The 18,667-nt window shown below is 38.2% G+C and carries 19 protein-coding genes and 6 tRNA genes; 18 read left to right on the forward strand and 7 right to left on the reverse strand.

The features are described from left to right. The 4 genes from alr (at position 1) to PO903_RS11295 (ending at position 4,409) form a co-directional block, all read left to right on the forward strand. A complete protein-coding gene (gene alr, locus PO903_RS11280; RefSeq protein WP_069326108.1) occupies positions 1 to 1,188 on the forward strand; it encodes an alanine racemase in 1,188 nt (395 codons plus the stop codon). Between the two features lie 221 nt (positions 1,189 to 1,409). After that, on the forward strand, positions 1,410 to 1,691 hold the full coding sequence (locus tag PO903_RS11285; protein WP_069326107.1) for a CopG family ribbon-helix-helix protein: 282 nt from the start codon (positions 1,410 to 1,412) through the stop codon (positions 1,689 to 1,691). 3 nt (positions 1,692 to 1,694) lie between these two features. Further along, positions 1,695 to 2,045 (forward strand): type II toxin-antitoxin system PemK/MazF family toxin, encoded by a 351-nt coding sequence (locus PO903_RS11290; protein WP_069326106.1) that lies wholly within the window; start codon positions 1,695 to 1,697, stop codon positions 2,043 to 2,045. A 138-nt stretch (positions 2,046 to 2,183) separates the two neighbouring features. Further along, the gene (locus tag PO903_RS11295; protein WP_273593459.1) at positions 2,184 to 4,409 is read left to right on the forward strand and encodes a Tex family protein; all 2,226 of its coding nucleotides are present in this window, start codon (positions 2,184 to 2,186) and stop codon (positions 4,407 to 4,409) included. Positions 4,410 to 4,498: 89 nt separating this feature from the next. Here the strand turns inward: PO903_RS11295 and PO903_RS11300 are convergent, their stop codons facing one another. Beyond that, on the reverse strand, positions 4,499 to 4,864 hold the full coding sequence (locus tag PO903_RS11300) for a hydrolase/acyltransferase (RefSeq protein ID WP_273593460.1): 366 nt from the start codon (positions 4,862 to 4,864) through the stop codon (positions 4,499 to 4,501). A 186-nt stretch (positions 4,865 to 5,050) separates the two neighbouring features. On the opposite strand from PO903_RS11300, the gene PO903_RS11305 reads away from it, so the two are divergent. From PO903_RS11305 to PO903_RS11315, 3 genes are all read left to right on the forward strand, one after another. Next, entirely contained in the window at positions 5,051 to 5,536 is a 486-nt protein-coding gene (locus PO903_RS11305; protein ID WP_273593461.1) for a SprT family protein, read from the forward strand. Positions 5,537 to 5,575: 39 nt separating this feature from the next. Beyond that, a tRNA-Asn gene (locus PO903_RS11310) sits at positions 5,576 to 5,651 on the forward strand. A 2-nt stretch (positions 5,652 to 5,653) separates the two neighbouring features. Next, positions 5,654 to 5,745 (forward strand) — tRNA-Ser (locus PO903_RS11315). Positions 5,746 to 5,995: 250 nt separating this feature from the next. Here PO903_RS11315 and PO903_RS11320 read toward each other — a convergent pair. The 3 genes from PO903_RS11320 to PO903_RS11330 form a co-directional block, all read right to left on the reverse strand. Beyond that, complete coding sequence (locus PO903_RS11320; protein WP_273593462.1) at positions 5,996 to 7,480, reverse strand: cohesin domain-containing protein; 1,485 nt, start codon at positions 7,478 to 7,480, stop codon at positions 5,996 to 5,998. Positions 7,481 to 7,781: 301 nt separating this feature from the next. After that, positions 7,782 to 8,657 carry a Cof-type HAD-IIB family hydrolase gene (locus PO903_RS11325; RefSeq protein WP_273593463.1) on the reverse strand — a complete coding sequence of 292 codons (876 nt, stop codon included), beginning with the start codon at positions 8,655 to 8,657 and terminating at the stop codon, positions 7,782 to 7,784. Further along, positions 8,654 to 9,439: a DeoR/GlpR family DNA-binding transcription regulator gene (locus PO903_RS11330; protein WP_069327151.1), complete on the reverse strand. Its 786-nt coding sequence runs from the start codon at positions 9,437 to 9,439 to the stop codon at positions 8,654 to 8,656. The genes PO903_RS11325 and PO903_RS11330 overlap by 4 nt, the downstream gene beginning before the upstream one ends. A gap of 160 nt (positions 9,440 to 9,599) precedes the next feature. Between PO903_RS11330 and PO903_RS11335 the strand changes: the two genes are divergently transcribed. The 3 genes from PO903_RS11335 (at position 9,600) to PO903_RS11345 (ending at position 9,882) form a co-directional block, all read left to right on the forward strand. Continuing rightward, positions 9,600 to 9,674, forward strand: a tRNA-Glu gene (locus tag PO903_RS11335). Positions 9,675 to 9,691: 17 nt separating this feature from the next. After that, a tRNA-Lys gene (locus tag PO903_RS11340) sits at positions 9,692 to 9,764 on the forward strand. A gap of 35 nt (positions 9,765 to 9,799) precedes the next feature. Then, positions 9,800 to 9,882 (forward strand) — tRNA-Leu (locus PO903_RS11345). Between the two features lie 218 nt (positions 9,883 to 10,100). Here PO903_RS11345 and PO903_RS11350 read toward each other — a convergent pair. Beyond that, on the reverse strand, positions 10,101 to 10,307 hold the full coding sequence (locus PO903_RS11350; RefSeq protein WP_069327152.1) for a helix-turn-helix domain-containing protein: 207 nt from the start codon (positions 10,305 to 10,307) through the stop codon (positions 10,101 to 10,103). 215 nt (positions 10,308 to 10,522) lie between these two features. Here PO903_RS11350 and PO903_RS11355 point away from each other — a divergent pair, with 215 nt between their 5' ends. Continuing rightward, a complete protein-coding gene (locus PO903_RS11355) occupies positions 10,523 to 10,885 on the forward strand; it encodes a helix-turn-helix domain-containing protein (RefSeq protein ID WP_069327153.1) in 363 nt (120 codons plus the stop codon). A gap of 185 nt (positions 10,886 to 11,070) precedes the next feature. Beyond that, positions 11,071 to 11,153 (forward strand) — tRNA-Leu (locus PO903_RS11360). Positions 11,154 to 11,263: 110 nt separating this feature from the next. Here the strand turns inward: PO903_RS11360 and PO903_RS11365 are convergent. Then, a complete protein-coding gene (locus PO903_RS11365; protein WP_273593464.1) occupies positions 11,264 to 11,773 on the reverse strand; it encodes a glutathione peroxidase in 510 nt (169 codons plus the stop codon). A 161-nt stretch (positions 11,774 to 11,934) separates the two neighbouring features. Here PO903_RS11365 and PO903_RS11370 point away from each other — a divergent pair, with 161 nt between their 5' ends. From PO903_RS11370 to PO903_RS11380, 3 genes are all read left to right on the forward strand, one after another. Next, on the forward strand, positions 11,935 to 12,348 hold the full coding sequence (locus tag PO903_RS11370) for an organic hydroperoxide resistance protein (protein WP_069327155.1): 414 nt from the start codon (positions 11,935 to 11,937) through the stop codon (positions 12,346 to 12,348). Positions 12,349 to 12,693: 345 nt separating this feature from the next. Next, the gene (locus tag PO903_RS11375; RefSeq protein WP_069327156.1) at positions 12,694 to 12,969 is read left to right on the forward strand and encodes a hypothetical protein; all 276 of its coding nucleotides are present in this window, start codon (positions 12,694 to 12,696) and stop codon (positions 12,967 to 12,969) included. Between the two features lie 97 nt (positions 12,970 to 13,066). Then, positions 13,067 to 13,564 (forward strand): thiol-disulfide oxidoreductase DCC family protein, encoded by a 498-nt coding sequence (locus tag PO903_RS11380; RefSeq protein ID WP_083243427.1) that lies wholly within the window; start codon positions 13,067 to 13,069, stop codon positions 13,562 to 13,564. 82 nt (positions 13,565 to 13,646) lie between these two features. On the opposite strand, the gene PO903_RS11385 is transcribed toward PO903_RS11380, so the two are convergent. Then, positions 13,647 to 14,894, reverse strand: coding sequence for an outer membrane protein assembly factor BamB family protein (locus tag PO903_RS11385; protein ID WP_273593465.1), 1,248 nt, complete (start codon positions 14,892 to 14,894; stop codon positions 13,647 to 13,649). Positions 14,895 to 15,307: 413 nt separating this feature from the next. Here PO903_RS11385 and PO903_RS11390 point away from each other — a divergent pair, with 413 nt between their 5' ends. The 3 genes from PO903_RS11390 to PO903_RS11400 are packed head-to-tail and all read left to right on the forward strand — an operon-like array spanning position 15,308 to position 18,634. After that, entirely contained in the window at positions 15,308 to 16,447 is a 1,140-nt protein-coding gene (locus PO903_RS11390; protein ID WP_273593466.1) for a P-loop NTPase family protein, read from the forward strand. After that, positions 16,444 to 17,712, forward strand: a complete 1,269-nt coding sequence (locus PO903_RS11395) for a TadA family conjugal transfer-associated ATPase (protein ID WP_273593467.1) — start codon at positions 16,444 to 16,446, stop codon at positions 17,710 to 17,712. Before PO903_RS11390 ends, PO903_RS11395 begins: the two co-directional genes overlap by 4 nt. Before the next feature lie 49 nt (positions 17,713 to 17,761). Beyond that, positions 17,762 to 18,634: a type II secretion system F family protein gene (locus PO903_RS11400; protein WP_069327160.1), complete on the forward strand. Its 873-nt coding sequence runs from the start codon at positions 17,762 to 17,764 to the stop codon at positions 18,632 to 18,634. Positions 18,635 to 18,667 lie beyond the last annotated feature (33 nt).

An 18,667-nucleotide genomic window follows, 5' to 3' on the forward strand; every position in this document is an offset into this window, starting at 1 on the left:
GTGCAACAGTATCGAGCAACGAGAGCAGACATTAACTTGGATGCATTACGTACCAACTACGAAGCTTTTCGTGGAGCTTTATCTCCACAGACTCAATTGCTATGTTGTGTTAAAGGTAATGCCTACGGACACGGAGCAGTTGAAATTTCACGAGAATTGGAACGATTAGGTACGGACTATTTGAGTGTGGCATTTTTGGATGAAGCGATTGAGCTGCGTCAGCAAGGTATACGTATGCCTATTCTTGTTCTGGGCTATACCGGACCGGCAGGTATATCTGCTGCTTATGAATATGATATTACTCTTAATGTATTCACGGAAGATGTACTTGAAGCGATAGCTGGACTTGTGCTTGATTCTTCCGAACGCAAGCTTAAAGCTCATATCAAGATCGACAGCGGAATGGGAAGAATCGGTCTTTTGACTAATGTGGCAGTTGATTTTATTACTAGAGCTTTCAAAGTGCCACAGCTTGAGATCGAAGGAATGTTTACCCATTTTGCCAAGGCGGATGAGTTTGACAAAAGTTATACATTGGAACAATACGAACGTTTTCAACAGGTTAACGTGCAATTACGTGAACTGGGTTATTCTATCCCTATCATACATACGGGGAACAGTGCTACCGCTATTGATACTCCTGAATTATCGCCTCAGATGGTTCGGATAGGTATTGCATTGTATGGGCTGTATCCTTCAGCTGAAGTGAACAAACAGGCGATAGAATTAACTCCAGTACTGACGCTCAAAACTGAAGTAACATACGTCAAACAACTTCCTGATCATTCTAAAGTAAGTTATGGCGGGAAATATGTTACTGAAAGTGATGAATATATTGCGACACTTCCTATCGGTTATGCGGACGGTTATTCTCGAATGTTAACGGGAGTGGCGGAAGTGTTAATTCGTGGTCGCCGTGTCCCTGTAGTAGGAACGATTTGTATGGACCAGTGCATGGTATCACTTAAATCTTTTGCTGAAGAAGCAGAAGAAATCCAAATCGGCGAAGAGGTTGTCTTAATTGGCAGACAGCATGATGCTGTCATTACTGCTGATGAGCTGGCATCTAAGCTCGGTACAATTCACTATGAAATCGTTTGTATGATTGCCGCTAGAGTGCCTCGTGCATACTACCGGAATAATGCCATTGTCACCCTTTGGAATCCCCTTACACATTTTACAAATTAATTTTGTGAATCAGAAGGAAACCGAATATTTACAGCGAATCTTACATAAGTATCAAGAAAGGTCTGTACGCACACGTATGATCTGGTTTATAATGATGGCAGCAAACTTGCCTCATATGTCGTATGTGTCGCAAAGACCAGAAAGTTAGATTCGTGCACAAAAGATACCAATACAGCCGCTATAGGGGTAGAGCTGGAAAAGGTTTTGGGGGTGCTTGACAGTTGGACAACATGCAAAATGCGCAGAGCATTATGATCCGTTTGCCGGATCAACTTCTGCAAGAAGTGGATGGTATCGCAGCTTTAGAAGATTCCGATCGCAGTGAATTAATCAGAAAAGCCACCAAAATTTATCTCACTGAACGCAAAAAGCGGTATATCCGTGAAGCGATGCAGCGTGGATATATGGAAATGGCTAAGATCAATCTGAGAATCGCTTGCGAAGCTTTTCATGCGGAGGAAGAGGCGGACATCACTCTGGACCGTTTAGTTAGCGGGGTGTAGACATTGATCGTAAAACGTGGCGATGTATTTTTTGCAGATTTATCGCCCGTCGTCGGCTCCGAACAGGGCGGCGTGAGGCCGGTTCTGGTTATCCAGAATGATATCGGCAACCGTTTCAGTCCAACGGTTATTGTGGCGGCAATTACAGCACAGATTCAAAAAGCCAAATTGCCAACACATGTAGAGATCGACGCTAAATCTCATGGGTTTGACAGAGATTCCGTTATTTTGCTGGAACAGATTCGAACTATTGATAAACAGCGTCTAACTGATAAGATTACACATCTGGATGAAGAAACCATGCGTCGTGTACATGATGCGCTCCAGATCAGTTTAGGCTTAGTTGAATTTTAAGCCTAACTTGCAATTTCAACCCGGTGCTATCACCGGGTTTTTTTGTATTCAGGTGGAAATCAAAGACATTGTCTGAGATAATAAAAGTATGATGCGAGGAATCTCCGTTGTAAGGGAGAAGAGAAAGAGGGATAGGATTTGTCTGAACAAAAAGTAATCACAGAAGAACAAGCCAAAGTCACCGAACAGCAAGTTCGTGAACAAATTATTAAACAAATCGCAAGCGAATTACAAATTTCATTAAAACAAATTCGCACAACGATTGATTTATTGTCAGAAGGCAATACGATTCCATTTATTGCACGTTATCGTAAAGAAATGACCGGCGAGCTAGATGAAAATGAATTGCGAGATATCGAAGAACGTCATCAATATTTGCGTAATTTGCAAGAACGTAAAGATGAAGTGCTACGGATTATTAGTGAACAAGATAAATTAACCGAAGAGTTAGCGACTGCTATTCAAAGTGCAGCTAAATTACAAGTGGTTGAAGATTTATACCGTCCGTATCGTCAAAAGCGCAAAACACGTGCAAGTGTTGCCAAAGAAAAAGGGTTAGAGCCACTGTCCAATTGGATAATGGAGCAACACGCAAGCCCTGCACCACTCGTGGAAGCAGAACGTTACGTAGATGCTGACAAAGGTGTAGAAGATGCGAACCAAGCTCTACAAGGCGCTATGGATATTATTGCAGAAAGTCTATCGGATGATGCGAATCTGCGTACATGGATTAGAAGATACACACTTGATCAAGGGATGCTGGTTACAGAAGCCAAAGCGCCTACGGAAGAGTCTGTATATGAAATGTATTATAGCTATCGTGAATTAGCTAAAAAAATGCCACCTCACCGTATCTTAGCGATCAATCGTGGAGAACGTGAAAATATTTTAAAAGTACAACTGGAAGTTCAACCGGAATCTATTCATCGGTATATGGAAAAGCAGGTTGTTAAAGGTTCTTCTGCTGTTCGCGATTTATTGATCAATGTGATCGAAGATGCTTACAAACGTCTGATTGCGCCATCGATTGAACGTGAAGTACGTGCAGAATTAACAGAAAAAGGTGATCAGCAAGCCATCTCTATTTTCGCTGGTAATCTTCGCAATCTCTTGCTACAAGCACCGATCAAAGAAAAACGTGTACTTGGTGTCGATCCAGCTTACCGGACAGGTTGTAAATTAGCAGCAGTAGATGGTACAGGTAAATTACTTGAAGTTGAAGTAACGTATCCAACTCCACCACATAACAAAAAACGTGAAGCTGCTGACATATTCCGCCGTATGATCAAGCAGTATGATATTGAATTGATCGTTATTGGTAACGGAACCGCTTCTCGTGAATCTGAACAGTTTGTCGCTGAATTGATTCAAGAGATTACAGATCAAGAACTATCGTATTTAATTGTTAGTGAAGCAGGAGCAAGTGTATATTCCGCTTCCAAACTCGCTCAAGAAGAATTCCCTGATCTGGATGTAGCTCAGCGTAGTGCAGCTTCTATCGCTCGTCGTGTTCAAGATCCATTAGCTGAATTGGTCAAAATCGATCCAAAAGCAATCGGTGTAGGACAATACCAGCATGATGTCTCTCAAAAACATCTGGAGAGCAGTCTAAAAGCCGTTGTAGAGTCCGCAGTTAACCATGTTGGGGTAGATGTGAATACAGCTTCTCCATCGCTCTTATCGTATGTAGCAGGCGTTAATGCAACGATTGCCAAAAACATCGTAAAATACCGTGAAGAAAATGGTAAATTTACAAGTCGCAAACAACTGCAAAAAGTACCACGTTTGGGTGCGAAGTCGCTACAGCAATGTGTGGGCTTTTTACGAATCAATGGTGGCGAAAATCCACTCGATTACACATCGATTCATCCAGAGTCTTATGCAGCTACAACGAAATTACTTAAATCGTTAAAAATTACACCCGAGCAATTAGGTACACCTGAAGCAGTAGAAGCATTATCTAATGTCGATGTAGAGCAAGCTTCAGAAACATTGGATATTGGTGTTCCAACATTACGTGATATTTTGGATAGTTTACAACGTCCAGGGCGTGATCCGCGTGACGAATTGCCATTGCCTATTTTCCGCACCGATGTGTTGAAAATTGAAGATCTATCACCAGGGATGGAACTACAAGGAACGGTTCGTAATGTTATTGATTTTGGTGCCTTTGTTGATATTGGTATCAAAAACGATGGATTGGTACACATTTCACAATTAAGTAACAGCTTTGTGAAGCATCCGATGGATGTGGTATCTATCGGGGATAATGTAACAGTATGGGTTCTGAATATCGATCATAAAAAAGGTCGTGTAGGCTTGACGATGCGCAAGTCCTCTGCGGATGAAGCTGCTCAAGCATAAAGATAATTTAAAAAGCGTACATTCTTCGAATTATTGTTCGAAAAGTGTACGCTTTTTGCTATAGAGAGATTATGATTGAAAAGAAATCGTTAAGCTTGAGATTCTTTGTATTCTTCATACCATTGTTCTAATTGTGCTTGCAGTGCCCGAATTTCTGTTAATAATGAGATTAAAGGATAATGATTTTCTTTGAGCATAGCAAAAGAACGTTCCAATTCATTAATGTAGTCCAATCCACCTGTAATCGAAGCGGTCTCGTCTAATAATTCTAGCTGGTCACATTCAGCAATCGCACGAGGCAAAGAAGGAATATCTTCAGCTGTTAATTTACTGATTTCTTTATGTAGTCTGAGGTTAAGCGCACTTAATTGGTAGGCATAGTCAGCAGGCATTTCTATATAAGAAAGTTGTGAATCTTGTTGCAATAGCACATAACGCATGTTTGTAGCAGTCATGAGTAGATTCTCCTTTAAATATCAAATAGGTTATATAATTTATACTTGAAGTGTAGCTTAGAATAAAGTTAAAATTCAAGAGAAGAGATTATATTTATAGTAAATATAGATTAACGGCAACAATCGAATGAAGTAAAAGGATAGTTATACAGAGTGAAACCGATACAAAGGAGAGCAATAGTGTCCATGACGAACGAAGAATTACAAACTTGGGTAGAACAACTTTCGCTGGAACATTTCGAATGGCCTTTTCGACATCGTGCTGTATTCAACGCTAGATTACGTACTACAGGTGGACGTTATTTTTTGAGAAGTCATCATATAGAGATCAACCCACATCAACTAGAAGCATTTGGTATAGAAGAAGTGGAACGCATTATCAAACACGAGTTGTGTCATTATCATCTACATATTCATGGTATGGGCTATCGTCACCGGGATGCAGAGTTTAAATACTGGCTCAAACGTGTGGGTGGAAGCCGATACTGTCAGGCTCCACCAGCGATCGAGCAACAAAAACGAAAAGAACTGTATCGTTATAAGTTATTATGTACCGCTTGTCAGACTCAGTATTTACGCAAACGTAAAATGAATCCAGACAAATATCGTTGTGGCAAATGCAGTGGTAAATTAACATTGGAACAGCTTGACTTGCCTCAGGAATCATGGTAAATTATTTCTTGTACTACCTATATTATTCTTTTTAGATATTCCCTGATAGCTCAGTTGGTAGAGCACTCGACTGTTAATCGAGTTGTCACAGGTTCGAGTCCTGTTCGGGGAGCCAATGGAGAGATACCCAAGTGGCTATAAGGGGACCCTCTGCTAAGGGGTTAGACTGCGTTAGCGGTGCGAGGGTTCGAATCCCTCTCTCTCCGCCATATAAGAATGAATAGAATAAGTAAGATCATAGGTACATACAACAAAAGGATCAGCAGCTGCTGTTCCTTTTTTATGTTTAAAGATAGATAATAATATTTGTAGAAGTAGAAGTAGAAGTAGAAGTAGAAGTAGAAGTAGAAGTAGAAGTAGAAGTAGAAGTAGAAGTAGAAGTAGAAGTAGAAGTAAAAAATAGGCATGAGATCCTTTCTGTGGTAGAAAGTGTCTCATGCCTATTGATTTAAAAACGAATTATTTGTTAGGTGTATAATCAGGGTTAGTTAAGATTTGACCAACAATATAGACAAGGTCATCATCACCAACTTTAGCATCTTCCGTTTGATCTGCATCATGCAATGTTTTATCCGTGTCTGCTGCATTTTGACCGAAGTAGAATGCATCAATAGATAGATCTAGAAGCGTATAAGAACCAGATCTATTCACGTCCAAAAAAGCTGGCTTTTCAATTAAAATCGTATCTTCTAAAGCGTTAGCAGGAGCGATATCATATTCGTTATCCGTATCTGCGATACGACCAGATAGTGAATCAACTTTACCTGTTCCGACAGCAATAGCTTTAAATTTCAATTTCAAAAATACAGTATCTGCGGAAATACCATAGTTTTTACCTTGGCTAGCTACGATAAAGCGAAGCGTTCCTTTTTTATCGTTTGTTTCATTATAGACTTTATAACCTGGAACTTCAGTAGCGCCCAAGTATTCCATTAATGTAGAGTCATAGTTCACAACAAAATCTTCTGCATAAATATTTGTTGCTTTTTTCAAAGATAAATCAGCAATAAAATCTTCGCCAACTTTAACTTTTTCTTTGTCGATCGTAACATCAAGTGTTGCTTGTTCATTAGGCTTCACTGCTGCGATTGGTGTAGCTGTTACTTCATTAGACACAGCACCTTCAGTAGTACCGTTTAAGCCTGTTACTACATAGAAGTAAGGAGTGCCATTAACAGCAGTTGTATCTGTGTAATACGTATTACCTGTTACATTAGTCGCTACATTAGTATAAGGACCACCTGTAGCTGTAGCACGTTTTACGTTGTAGCTAGTTGCATTCGTGGCTGTTGACCAAGTGAGATCAACTTTAGCATCACCAGCAGTAGCTTTCAAAGTGGATGCTCCGATAAGCATAGCATTCTCATCATACGGAGCATATCCAGCTGGAATACTATTTATAAACTTTGATGTTCCAAAGTTTGCAGTAAGAGTATGAGTACCTGATACAGTTCCGACTGCTATTTCTGCATAAACTGGATTAGTAACATCAGCAGTATACGAATATACTCCTTGGCTTACTTTATTTTTAAAGAATTCAATTGTGTTATTATCTGCATCTAAAGCAACAGAAATTACATCTTTTACATTAAATGTTGTGCCATATGGTTTTATAGTAGTGGCATGAATTTTTCCAGTATTTCCATTATAACGAACTACTTTATTTTTTGCCAAATTTGAAATTCCAACAAAAACTCTTACTGCTGAAGTATCTGCAGTATCGTTGTCTATAGTAACTTCCCAATACCATTTGCCTGAATTTTTTCCAATATTAGCTTGAAAAATTTGTTTACTACTATTAAGAGTTGCTGTTAAAGAACCGTTATCCCATGTTACTGGTGGTGTAGCTGCTTGTGTTGCTGTTGGTAAAGCTGTAAGTACGGATACTGCTACAAACAAAACTGATAAAAATAAACTTAAATGACTAAAAATTCTCTTTTTCATAACTTCCCCCTGAAAATCTTTTTATTAACAAAAAGAATCATATAGGAATAAAGAACCTGTTGTCAAAACACTTATTACTAAATATGTAATAATGTACTTTTAATGTTTGATTATATGTTTCCTAATATGTATATGGTTGGATGAATAAAGGATAATATATCTAGTTCCATTCTATATTAATGATTCTTTTGACTTAGTGTCTAATCTGTACATAAACAAAAAAAGTGAATCTGAATATCTCAGAATTCACTTTCATTTGAAATATATTAATAACTAAATGGTAAAAATCAAAAAAGAAATGTTAAGCAGAAGGGATCGTCATACCCATTGCTTTATAGATCGCATGAGCTACGCCATCTTCTTCATTGTTTTTGGTGACTTCATCCGCATAGGATTGTACTTCTAGATCAGCATTGCCCATCGCTACACCTTTACCTGCTATTTGCAGCATGGAGACATCATTGTAGTTATCTCCAATCGCCATCGTATCCTCAATAGGAATATTAAAGTGTTCCGCAAGACGTTGTAGAGCGAATCCTTTAGAAGCTTGTTTGTGCTCCATTTCAAAATTATGACTACCTGAGATGACCATTGTCATATCATCACGATTAGAAAATTTGTCTCGTCCTACTTGTAACTTTTCTGGATCTAAAGACAATGCCATCACATTATACAAATCAGCTTGATCCGGAATTTCAGTATAGGATGAAATACGTAAAAATCCTGTATTTTCATGATGGAACTGCATAGCTTCTAGCATTTTAAGTAAGCTAGGGTCAGGATCCGTACTTAGCAGACGATCGACTTCCATAGCTAATAGTTGATGGCTGTTATTTACGGTATAAATGCCACGGTTACTGTGCACCTGATAGTAATACTCATTAACTTCTAACCATTGTAAAACTTCATTAGCAGCCTGACGCTCTAAAGGTAAAGTGAATAGTTGTTGGTCTTGCTCATCATGAATGACAGATCCGTTTGAAGAAATAACAGGAGTCTCAAGACCTGAAGATTGTAGGATCTCGCGTACATTTCCATGTTCACGTCCTGTAGCAATAGTGACTAGAATTCCTTCTTGTTGTGCTGTACGTACAGCTTGAATATTCGTCTCACTGATGTGAGTATGTGCGCTTAATAAGGTTCCGTCTAGATCAATAGCAATTAATTTGACAGTCATAGACTCATCTCCTTCAAAATAGGTTGATTGGCGATATGAACTTCAATTTCATGTTGTTTTAGTAATTCAGCCATCTCGGGGGTAGGGGCACGATCTGTAATAATAAGATCAATTTCAGATAAATCGGCAAATTTATAAAATAGTTCTCTACCGAATTTGGATTGATCAGCTAAAATAATAACGATATCTGCTTGTTGCATCATTTTGTGCTTAATCATGCCTTCTTCATCAGAGACCGAAGTAAGCCCTTTGGCAGAAATACCTCCGATCCCGATAAAAGCACGTTGAACAAAATAATGAGAAAGCCGTTCAATCGCTGCTGAACCATATACATAACGATGCTGAGTATGTAGTTGTCCACCTAGCAAATGAATCGTAATATCTTCTTTGTCTGATAAAATATCAGCTTGATTAATAGAGTTCGTAATGATCGTACAACCTTTAGCATCTAAAAATTCTGCACAAGCTTGCACAGTTGTCGAAGAATCAAGAATGACACGATCACGATCATTTATTAGTGAAGCAGCAACTTTACCAATACTTTTCTTTTCCAAAGAAACAGTATTCAGTCTATCTTGATAACTAGGAATAACCATTTCAGAAGAAGGCAGTAGAGCTCCACCTCGTGTACGAATAATTGAATTTTGCTCTTCCATCCGTACCAGATCACGTCTCGCTGTATCTCTGGATACATCAAATAACTGGCAAATATCTTCAATATTAATACGTTGATGATTTTTGAGATACGCTAAAATGTGAAGCATTCGCTCTTCTTGATACATAAACATACTCCTTTTAAATAAGTATATATAAGTAATTATAAGTATTTTTAAGTGAATTAACAAGAGCATTTGTGTAAATAGTAAGTAAAATAATTTTCATTTGAAATGCTTGCTATCTATATCGATTCTTGTTATACTCATTTCTGTTGTTAAAGAGCATGGCCCGTTGGTCAAGTGGTTAAGACACCTCCCTTTCACGGAGGTAACAGGGGTTCGAGTCCCCTACGGGTCACCATTTATGTTTGTATTTGTGAGCCATTAGCTCAGTTGGTAGAGCACCTGACTTTTAATCAGGGTGTCGAAGGTTCGAGCCCTTCATGGCTCATCCTTTTATAAATAATCCTCAGTTATATTCATTGAGCGGTCGTGGTGGAATGGCAGACACGCTACCTTGAGGGGGTAGTGGGTGTATACCCGTGGAGGTTCGAGTCCTCTCGACCGCATTATAAAGTAAAAAAAGTCCTAGCTGTTATAGCCGGGACTTTTTTTATAATGTTATTAATATAGGATAGAATAGAAAGCTTATTTTTGGTAGAATATAAATGAGTGATTAGTTCATATTCGCCATATCCAGACTAAAGTTCTAAATACATAAATTGGCTGCAAATGATTATTAACCTGTTGTATATTGCAGGAGCTGTAGTATAACTATGTACGCATATCAGTGATTACAACAATCATGAATATCAAGCAGATCGGCGACTTGTTTACGGTATCGTGTGGCTTTGCGTGTACCGTTAATGAGATTGGATAAGCGGGAAGGAGGAATCCCGTGACGTGTGCAAAATGTTTTCTGATCCATCTGTAATTCTGCCAGACGTTGCTTGATTGCCCAACCGAATGGGGTAACGGGCTGCTTGCGATTCAATAGATATCACCCCTTAACTAAACATCAAAATGTGTATTGTCAGGTGATGAATAAAGAGTCCAAAATTCATTATTCAAAAACCTGTGATATAATTATTTAGGGAAAGTAGTAAAAAAATGTCGATAAAGTAAGTATATACTTTTTTAAGTTGTTAATCAACAAAAATAACTTAATTGAGTACCTAAAGATAATATGGTCGGGAGTGGAGGTCCAATATGCAATCTATCTATGATCGAATTGAAATATTGATTAAGAATAAAGGCATTACCAAGAAATCATTTTGTGAACAGTTAAAAATCAGTACAGGTAATTTTGGTGATTGGAAAAGAGGCAAATCTACACCCGGTACACATAAGCTTATTGAGATTGCTGCTTACTTTAATACAAGTCTGGATTGGTTGCTTACAGGGCAAGAACGTCTTCCTGAATTAATTAAAGAGCAGACTGATCCTTATTTTTTTGAACTAATGGGGCAACTGAATTGCCAAGATGAAGTATTATCAGAGAATGAAAAAGGCTTCATCAAAGAATATATTGAATTTACAGTGTACCGCAAAAATAAAAAGCAAGATCAATAAGATGATATATTCAAAAGTCCGCCTATCACAGGTGGGCTTTTTATATTTTAGTAGCAGATGGAGACCATACAAAGTATATTTAAGGTCATGGTTATGCAATAAGATTACTGATTTTGGAAGTAGGTTTACAAGTGAGGGTTAGAATAGTATAATATGGAGGTTCGCTGCAAGAATGTATTTTTTGCGCGGTCGTGGTGGAATGGCAGACACGCTACCTTGAGGGGGTAGTGGGTGTATACCCGTGGAGGTTCGAGTCCTCTCGACCGCATTATAAGCTTGATTAGACAGTTCTATACATATTCCTCAACAAAAAAGCCTTTTAAATGATCAGAGAGCGCATGTATCTCTAACGTTTAGAAGGCTTTTTTATGGATTTATTTATGAATTTGTAGTTGGTGTTGAAGCATCATTTTTTAGTAATTCACGAATATCAGCTTCTATTTTATCTGGAGTCGTCTGAGGTGAATATCGTTTTACAGGTTTGCCATTACTATCGATTAGAAACTTAGTGAAGTTCCATTTGATCGCTTTGGAACCTAAAATACCCGGAGCTTCTTTGCTTAAATATTGAAAAAGTGGATGAGCAGAAGCACCTTTGACTTCTAATTTCTCAAACATAGGAAAAGTTACACCATAATTCAATTGACAAAATTCAGAAATTTCTTCGTTGGAACCGGGATCTTGCTGACCAAATTGATTACTTGGAAAGCCTAAAATTTCGAAATCATGATCTTTAAACTCATCATATAGATTTTGAAGTCCAGCAAATTGAGGCGTAAATCCACATTTACTTGCCGTATTCACAATCAACATCGGTTTGCCTTTATAATTCTCTAACGACACTTTCTCTCCACGAATATTATCAACAGCATAATCGTATATACTCATAATGATATTCCACCACCTTTTTGTTTGGTAACCTATTATAACATGATACAATTTAATTTCAAAAAATGGAGTTTATTATGGTCAAAAGTTTCATTTGTCTAGAAATGCTTTACAAATATAGTGTTGATCTAAAATAGCCTATCACAAGGAGCTGAAACGAAATGGCAGTATATACAGCAAAAGTAACAGTCCATGGTGGACGTCAAGGTAAAGTGGAATCAACTACAGGTGGACTCGATGTAGATTTGGTTATGCCTAAAGAATTAGGTGGCGGCGGAGGTACAGGTACAAATCCTGAAGAATTATTTGCAGCAGGATATGGCGCTTGTTATCAAAGCGCATTAGCCAATGTAGCACGTCAAGCTAAAGTAGATGTAAAAGATACAACGATTGTGAATAACGTAATGCTTGATAAAGATACAGATGGTGGATTCAAATTGTCAGTACGTATGGATATTAATATTCCAGGATTGTCTAAAGAAGAAGCGACAGATATTGCTAAAAAAGCACATGAATTCTGTCCGTATTCCAAAGCGATTCGCGGTAATATTGATGTACAATTGAATATTGTCTAATTGCTAATGTATTATTTATTTTAAATAGAGCAAGAGTGTCAAAGAACCTGAACAATTTCAGGTTCTTTTTTTATTCTATACTTCCAAATCCTCATGAAAGTCATGATTATCTTTAAAGGAAGAGATTAAAAATGATAGAGAAGGGTAAGTGTAGATAACAGAGTATTTTAAAATCTATTTATTAATATAAAATGACCAAATCAATGGCTATCATTGCTTTTTCGACTCATCAGTTGCTCCCCCGCAATCAAAATGAGTTGACAGGCAAAGCAAAATTCTTTAAGATGACATAGGTGAATTTCTATTGTTTTATACCGAAATTTAAAGGATAATGGGTGATCATTAATGGCATATAGACCGAATATTACGGAATTACAAAAAGCTGGTATCAATGAAAAAGATGGTTTGTACGAATTTGTTTTGACACTTGCTGACGGAACACAATGCCGTGTGTTTTACAATCGTTTTCCAGAGTGGAAAATGACAAACATCAATCGTTTGTTAACGACGCCTTGCCCAGTATGCCGTAAAGACTTTATTTGTAAATGTATGGATGCATTTGCAGGCGACATCAATCAACAGATTCAAGATCGTCAATTGATTGATAAAGCACTTTCTTAATATTTAAATGGTTATAATTAAATGAAAGACGCGGGGGTATTGCACCCTTGCGTCTTTTTTCTATATTTTGTGATTAATCTAAAGGAGGAACAATACAATGGAAAATACAAATGTAGCTACAACAAGTCAAGCACCAGTATCCAAACCAGGTGATCCTACAGATAAAACACAAGCAGAAGTCGATCAATTGATTCATGGTGACCATTCTATTGTTCTTGTCGATGGAGTCTGCCACTTTTGTCAGGGTTTAACTAAAATTATTATTGCTCGTGATCCCAAAGGCAAATTCCATTTTGCTTCGATTCAATCGGAGGTTGGACAAGAACTGCTCAAACGTGGAGGTATTTCAACAGATACAATGGATACCTTTGTACTGATAGAAAATGGTAGATATTATACTCGTTCTACAGGGGCTTTACGTATTGCTCGCCAATTGCGCTTTCCATGGCCTATTATGTTTGCTCTGATTCTTGTACCGAAGCCATTACGTGATGCAGTATATAATTATGTCGCTCAAAATCGTTATCGTTGGTTTGGTAAAGCTGATCAGTGTATGTTACCTAGTCCAGAGATTCGTGGACGCTTTATAGATTAATTATAGATATTGCAAAAAGCACCTCTCCATAAAGGATGAAGGTGCTTTTTTGTGATCTTTTGGATATGAAAGCAAAAACGAGTTATTTTAATACCATTTTGGCAAGCATATCTTGATCGACAGAATAGATCGTATGATTCACATAATCATTTGGCGCGCTTAATGCTTTATTTTTGAATACATGAATAGTAGAAAGATTGGTTGGATACAAGATGTAAGTACGATCATCTAGATTAACAGCTAAGTTACCATCGCTTGTTTTTTGTACCCATGTATAATCGACAGAAGGTTCACCTTCTAATTCACGGGAAGCCAGTACTTTGCTAGAAGTCGTATTATATAATTTCATCATTTGATTATCATAGACGACATAACCTGTACCTGTTGATTGTGTAATCGAACCCGCCGGGATATTGCGTCCCCACATTAATTTGCCTTTTGCATTGAAAGCAAATATTTTGTTTTTAGTACGATCAATATTGGTACGAATCAGAACAGTGCTGTCTTTAAGTACAAACATCGAGTCACTGCCATCTCCATAAATATTGATGTTTGCCGGGAACTGGTAAGAATATAATTTGGTTAACGCTAGACCATATACATCCACTTTAGGATTTGGAACAGCTTCCCAGCCATTTTCATTTTTAAGTAAATTACTTGCCGTTACAATAATACGATCGCCTTCTGCTTTCAGTACAGAACCTTGAATATCTTTGGTATTTAGCAATTTCCCCATTGTATCGTAACGACTGATGGTTGATTTCACTACACCTTTACTATTCACTGTACCTTGAGAAGCGACAAGTAGAGAGCTATCTTTCAGCATCGTTATACTGCTTGCACCTGTTAATGTTTTGACCCAGTTGAGTTTACCTGCTGAATTGATCGAATGAAGCTTATAAGTACCATCCGAATAAGCAGCATAGACATAGACTGTTCCATAACTAGAATAAATCATATCTGTGTTCAATGTGTAAGGGCCAGCAGCGTCATGTAGAGTGTATTGCCATTTCATTTTACCGGTTTTGATATCAAAAGCTTTGACGGTATCCAGATACCAGTTGTTTTTAGTCTGACCGGTTGTATTAGGGATATCTTGTTGCGTATGTACATACACCAGATTTTTGGATGGAAGCGCGTGTACATCGGTTGCACGAGTCGCAATAGCGTTCTCCATTTTATCGGTGAATAGGGAAGTTGACGTCCAAGAAGGGTTAGTTAATGGCGTAACGGTATCCGCTGCATACATAAATGAAGGTGAAGCCATACAGATTGCTCCTGTCAGAAGCAAAACTGCCCATGGCTTAGTATTCATAGGGCGTTTAAACATAAATTTTCCACCTCTCCTGATTGGCATAGACTGAGTTGATTACTCTGTATCCATTTAACCTTATCTTAATTAAATGCAACATATGTAACTATAATGTAATATCTCTATGTTAAACACTTGTATTCAACAAATGACCTATATATGCAGTTTGTAGTTATTTAGACTCGTTTATAGGTATATATACAGTGAGGAAATATACAATTGATAACTAAAAGTGAGACTATATATTCATATTATCTGATATTTTTTTGCTTTCTTTAGTAAAATAGTATTGCAGACCTATAAAATGTATGCTATTCTATCGTTAATTGGATAACACATGCAACGGAAGCACCGTTTAAGCATCGCACAATTTACTTTGTGTGGTATTTAAACGGTGCTTTTTTTGTTGCATTTTTTGAGGGGGAAAGTCTATGGCTCCAGTACACATTGTTCTGGGCGTTGAAGATAGCCAGTATATTGAACTATTACTGCGCTATGTAAGAGACAGTGAATACGGATCTAAAGTAAGGATCAGAGCTTTTTCGAATATAGCTACATTTCGCACCTATATGAATAGTGGGGAACATTCAGGATTGGTAGCGGCAGAAGAATCTTTTCTCAAAAGCTGGTTAAATAGTGAAAATATTCAGCAATATCGCTGGGTATGTCTAAATGAATACGGGGAAACTACTCTGGAAGGTCCTTCGATAGCAAAATATCAACCTTTACAGAGTTTACTCGAACAATTATGCGCTATGACCAAACCTACAATTACAGATGTAGTACGCCGTGATAACCGTACAATCGTCACAATGGTGCACTCTGCTGTTTCGGGAAGTGGTAAGTCGATTACGGCTATTAATATGGTAAAACAATTAAGTATGAGCGGACATCATGTATTTTATCTGAATCTAGAATCAGCGAGTAGCACATGGTTACTACATTGGGATCAGCAACGTGAGCAAAGTAATGGGTTGTCTCGCTTGCTATACGATCTACAAGCATTTGCAGAGAAAAAAGAAATACCGACTCATCTTCCTTCTTCCTATGCAATACATGCTGAAGAAATGAAAGCTGACACCTTTGAACCACCTGAAAATTTAAATGAATTATTGCGCATGACAGCTGAAGAAACGCAAATGTTAATTCGTTATCTTGTGAATAGTGGTGAATACGATCATATCGTAATCGATGGAGAATCAAGCTGGCATGAACGGATACAGGTAGCATTGCAAGAAAGTGATCGTGTGTTATGGCTAATGACCGACGATCTACCTTGTATGAACAAAACAGCTATCTGGATGTCTTATTGGGAAAATCATTATGCAAGCTTATATCAAGAATTGCGAGCCAAAACATCGTTTGTTATGAACAAATTCAACGGTAGTATTGTGAATGTTTTACCACTGGAAGATATGCAGTTAGAAGGTACACTGGCTTATGTTCCTTCATGGAAACAAGTGACAAACAGCGAATTGCTATGGTGTTCTCCTATTTTTCAGCGAGATATCTTGAAGCTATGTCAGTCTGGTACATATGATATTTATAGTACGGACGGGGTGAAAATGTGAACGAAGACTTATTTTTAACATTACGGGATGAAGTGCGCTCCGGTCTAGATGTAACATTCACAATCGACGATGATGAGCTGATGCAGCGTATAGAACAAAAAGTATTAGATCAACAACGTTATCCTAATTTAACTGCTGGCGAGAAACGTCGCTTAGTACGCCAAGTATTTGATTCTTTTCGGGGATTAGATATTTTGCAACCTCTTGTAGATGATAAAAGTGTGACCGAGATTATGATCAATAGTCATACAGACATTTTTATTGAACGTAATGGGCAAGTGATGCGCAATGCTACAGTCTTTGAATCCAGAGATCGATTAGAGGATATTATTCAGACGATCGTGTCGGGTGTCAATCGGGTCGTCAATGAATCGTCACCAATAGTCGATGCAAGGCTCAAAGATGGATCACGTGTCAATATTGTATTACCACCTGTAGCGCTTAAAGGTCCTACAATGACTATTCGTAAATTTCCAGAGCAACCGATGACCATGAATGATCTGGTTCGTATGGGTGCAATTGCTCCAGTTGCGTCTAACTTGCTACAGACGCTTGTTCAAAGTAAATTTAATATCTTTATTAGTGGAGGTACCGGATCAGGAAAAACGACTTTTCTTAATGCATTATCTCAGTACATTCCTGAAGACGAGCGTGTAATCACTATCGAAGATTCAGCAGAATTACAGATCAAAACGATTCCAAATTTAGTGTCTATGGAAACTCGTAATTCCAATACAGAAGGCAAAGGTGAAATTTCGATCCGTGATCTGATCCGTTCTTCTCTACGGATGCGTCCCAATCGGATTGTAGTCGGTGAGGTGCGGGGCTCAGAAGCGCTAGATATGCTACAAGCGATGAACACAGGTCATGATGGCTCTTTATCTACAGGTCATGCTAACAGCGCTGTAGATATGATCAGTCGTCTAGAAACGATGGTACTTAGCGGAGCAGACTTACCTATGCAGGTTGTACGTAAGCAGATTAGTTCGGCGATTGATATCTTTGTCCATCTAGCTCGTTTGCGTGATCGTTCACGTCGTATTGTAGAAATCTCAGAAGTACGAGGTATGGTTGATGGCGAAGTGGTGTTGAATCCTTTGTTTATATTTGAAGAGTCGGGTGAAAAAGAAGGGCGCATTATAGGTGATCTTGTGCCTACAGGCAATCTACTAATTCACACGGATAAATTACGAGCAGCTGGAATCGAAGAATGGCGTAAGTTAGCTTCGATGTATACGCCTACTGCTGAACATAGCAGAGTATAACCAGCTATATGTAGAAATTGTTCAAGATACCTAAAGAAAGGAGAACCATATGTTCAAAGCTAATCATGCAGGAAAAAGCCAAACAGTTACACCTGTAGCACAAGTTAATCCTGCTGCACCTCATCCATCTTCATCATCGCTTCCACCACTTGCACGTTCTGAACAGCCACGTGCAGAGTTAGCTGATTATACTGTGTATCACTTATCTGCCTTACAACGAATAAGTTGTATTGTGCTCTGCGCTATTTTGTTTATCATGATCGGTTATCTGTTTTACCATCAATGGATTATTGCTAGTGTACTGGCGATAGGCGCATGGTTTATGCCGAAATTACTACGTAAACATTTACTAGAACGTAAGCGAGCGGCGTTAAGCTCACATTTCAAACAAGCGCTATATTCATTGTCATCTTCTCTAGCCGTCGGACGTTCAGTTGAAAATGGATTTCGCGAAGCAGCACAAGATTTGCGTATGTTATATCCAGATGGGGATAACGACATGATTCGAGAGCTCAATATTATTACCACGCGATTAGAGTATGGACAGCCGATCGAAGAAGCATTACAAGATTTTAGCGATCGAGCTATGAATGAAGATATTACGAATTTTGCAGATGTATTTGTCACTTGTAAACGTACCGGTGGTGATCTGGTAGAAGTGGTACGCAAAACGTCTGCAACAATCGGTGAAAAGTTAGATATTCAGCAAGAAATATCAGTGATGATTTCGCAGAAAAAATTCGAATCTAATGCGCTGGTAGCGACTCCATTTTTCTTTTTGATCTTTTTGAATGTGACCGCAGCAGACTTTATGAAACCATTGTATGGTAATCCGATTGGGATTGTGATTTCTACCATTTGCTTGGCAGCTTTAGGATTTTGCTATTGGCTAATTCGCAAATTTATGAATATCAAAGTCTAAATAAGGATCACGATAAGCTGGAAGGGAGGTGAA

Source organism: Paenibacillus sp. PK4536 (assembly GCF_028594455.2).
Classification (GTDB): Bacteria; Bacillota; Bacilli; order Paenibacillales; family Paenibacillaceae; genus Saccharibacillus; species Saccharibacillus nuruki.

Excerpts from the sequence above, each read along its gene's own strand:
- PO903_RS11400 (WP_069327160.1), top strand. The coding sequence starts at position 17,762 with ATGTTCAAAGCTAATCATGCAGGAAAAAGCCAAACAGTTACACCTGTA.
- PO903_RS11385 (WP_273593465.1), bottom strand. The coding sequence starts at position 14,894 with ATGTTTAAACGCCCTATGAATACTAAGCCATGGGCAGTTTTGCTTCTG.
- PO903_RS11375 (WP_069327156.1), top strand. The coding sequence starts at position 12,694 with ATGGCATATAGACCGAATATTACGGAATTACAAAAAGCTGGTATCAAT.
- PO903_RS11355 (WP_069327153.1), top strand. The coding sequence starts at position 10,523 with ATGCAATCTATCTATGATCGAATTGAAATATTGATTAAGAATAAAGGC.
- PO903_RS11320 (WP_273593462.1), bottom strand. The coding sequence starts at position 7,480 with ATGAAAAAGAGAATTTTTAGTCATTTAAGTTTATTTTTATCAGTTTTG.
- PO903_RS11390 (WP_273593466.1), top strand. The coding sequence starts at position 15,308 with ATGGCTCCAGTACACATTGTTCTGGGCGTTGAAGATAGCCAGTATATT.
- PO903_RS11300 (WP_273593460.1), bottom strand. The coding sequence starts at position 4,864 with ATGACTGCTACAAACATGCGTTATGTGCTATTGCAACAAGATTCACAA.
- PO903_RS11370 (WP_069327155.1), top strand. The coding sequence starts at position 11,935 with ATGGCAGTATATACAGCAAAAGTAACAGTCCATGGTGGACGTCAAGGT.
- PO903_RS11330 (WP_069327151.1), bottom strand. The coding sequence starts at position 9,439 with ATGTATCAAGAAGAGCGAATGCTTCACATTTTAGCGTATCTCAAAAAT.
- PO903_RS11305 (WP_273593461.1), top strand. The coding sequence starts at position 5,051 with ATGACGAACGAAGAATTACAAACTTGGGTAGAACAACTTTCGCTGGAA.
- PO903_RS11380 (WP_083243427.1), top strand. The coding sequence starts at position 13,067 with ATGGAAAATACAAATGTAGCTACAACAAGTCAAGCACCAGTATCCAAA.
- PO903_RS11365 (WP_273593464.1), bottom strand. The coding sequence starts at position 11,773 with ATGAGTATATACGATTATGCTGTTGATAATATTCGTGGAGAGAAAGTG.
- PO903_RS11325 (WP_273593463.1), bottom strand. The coding sequence starts at position 8,657 with ATGACTGTCAAATTAATTGCTATTGATCTAGACGGAACCTTATTAAGC.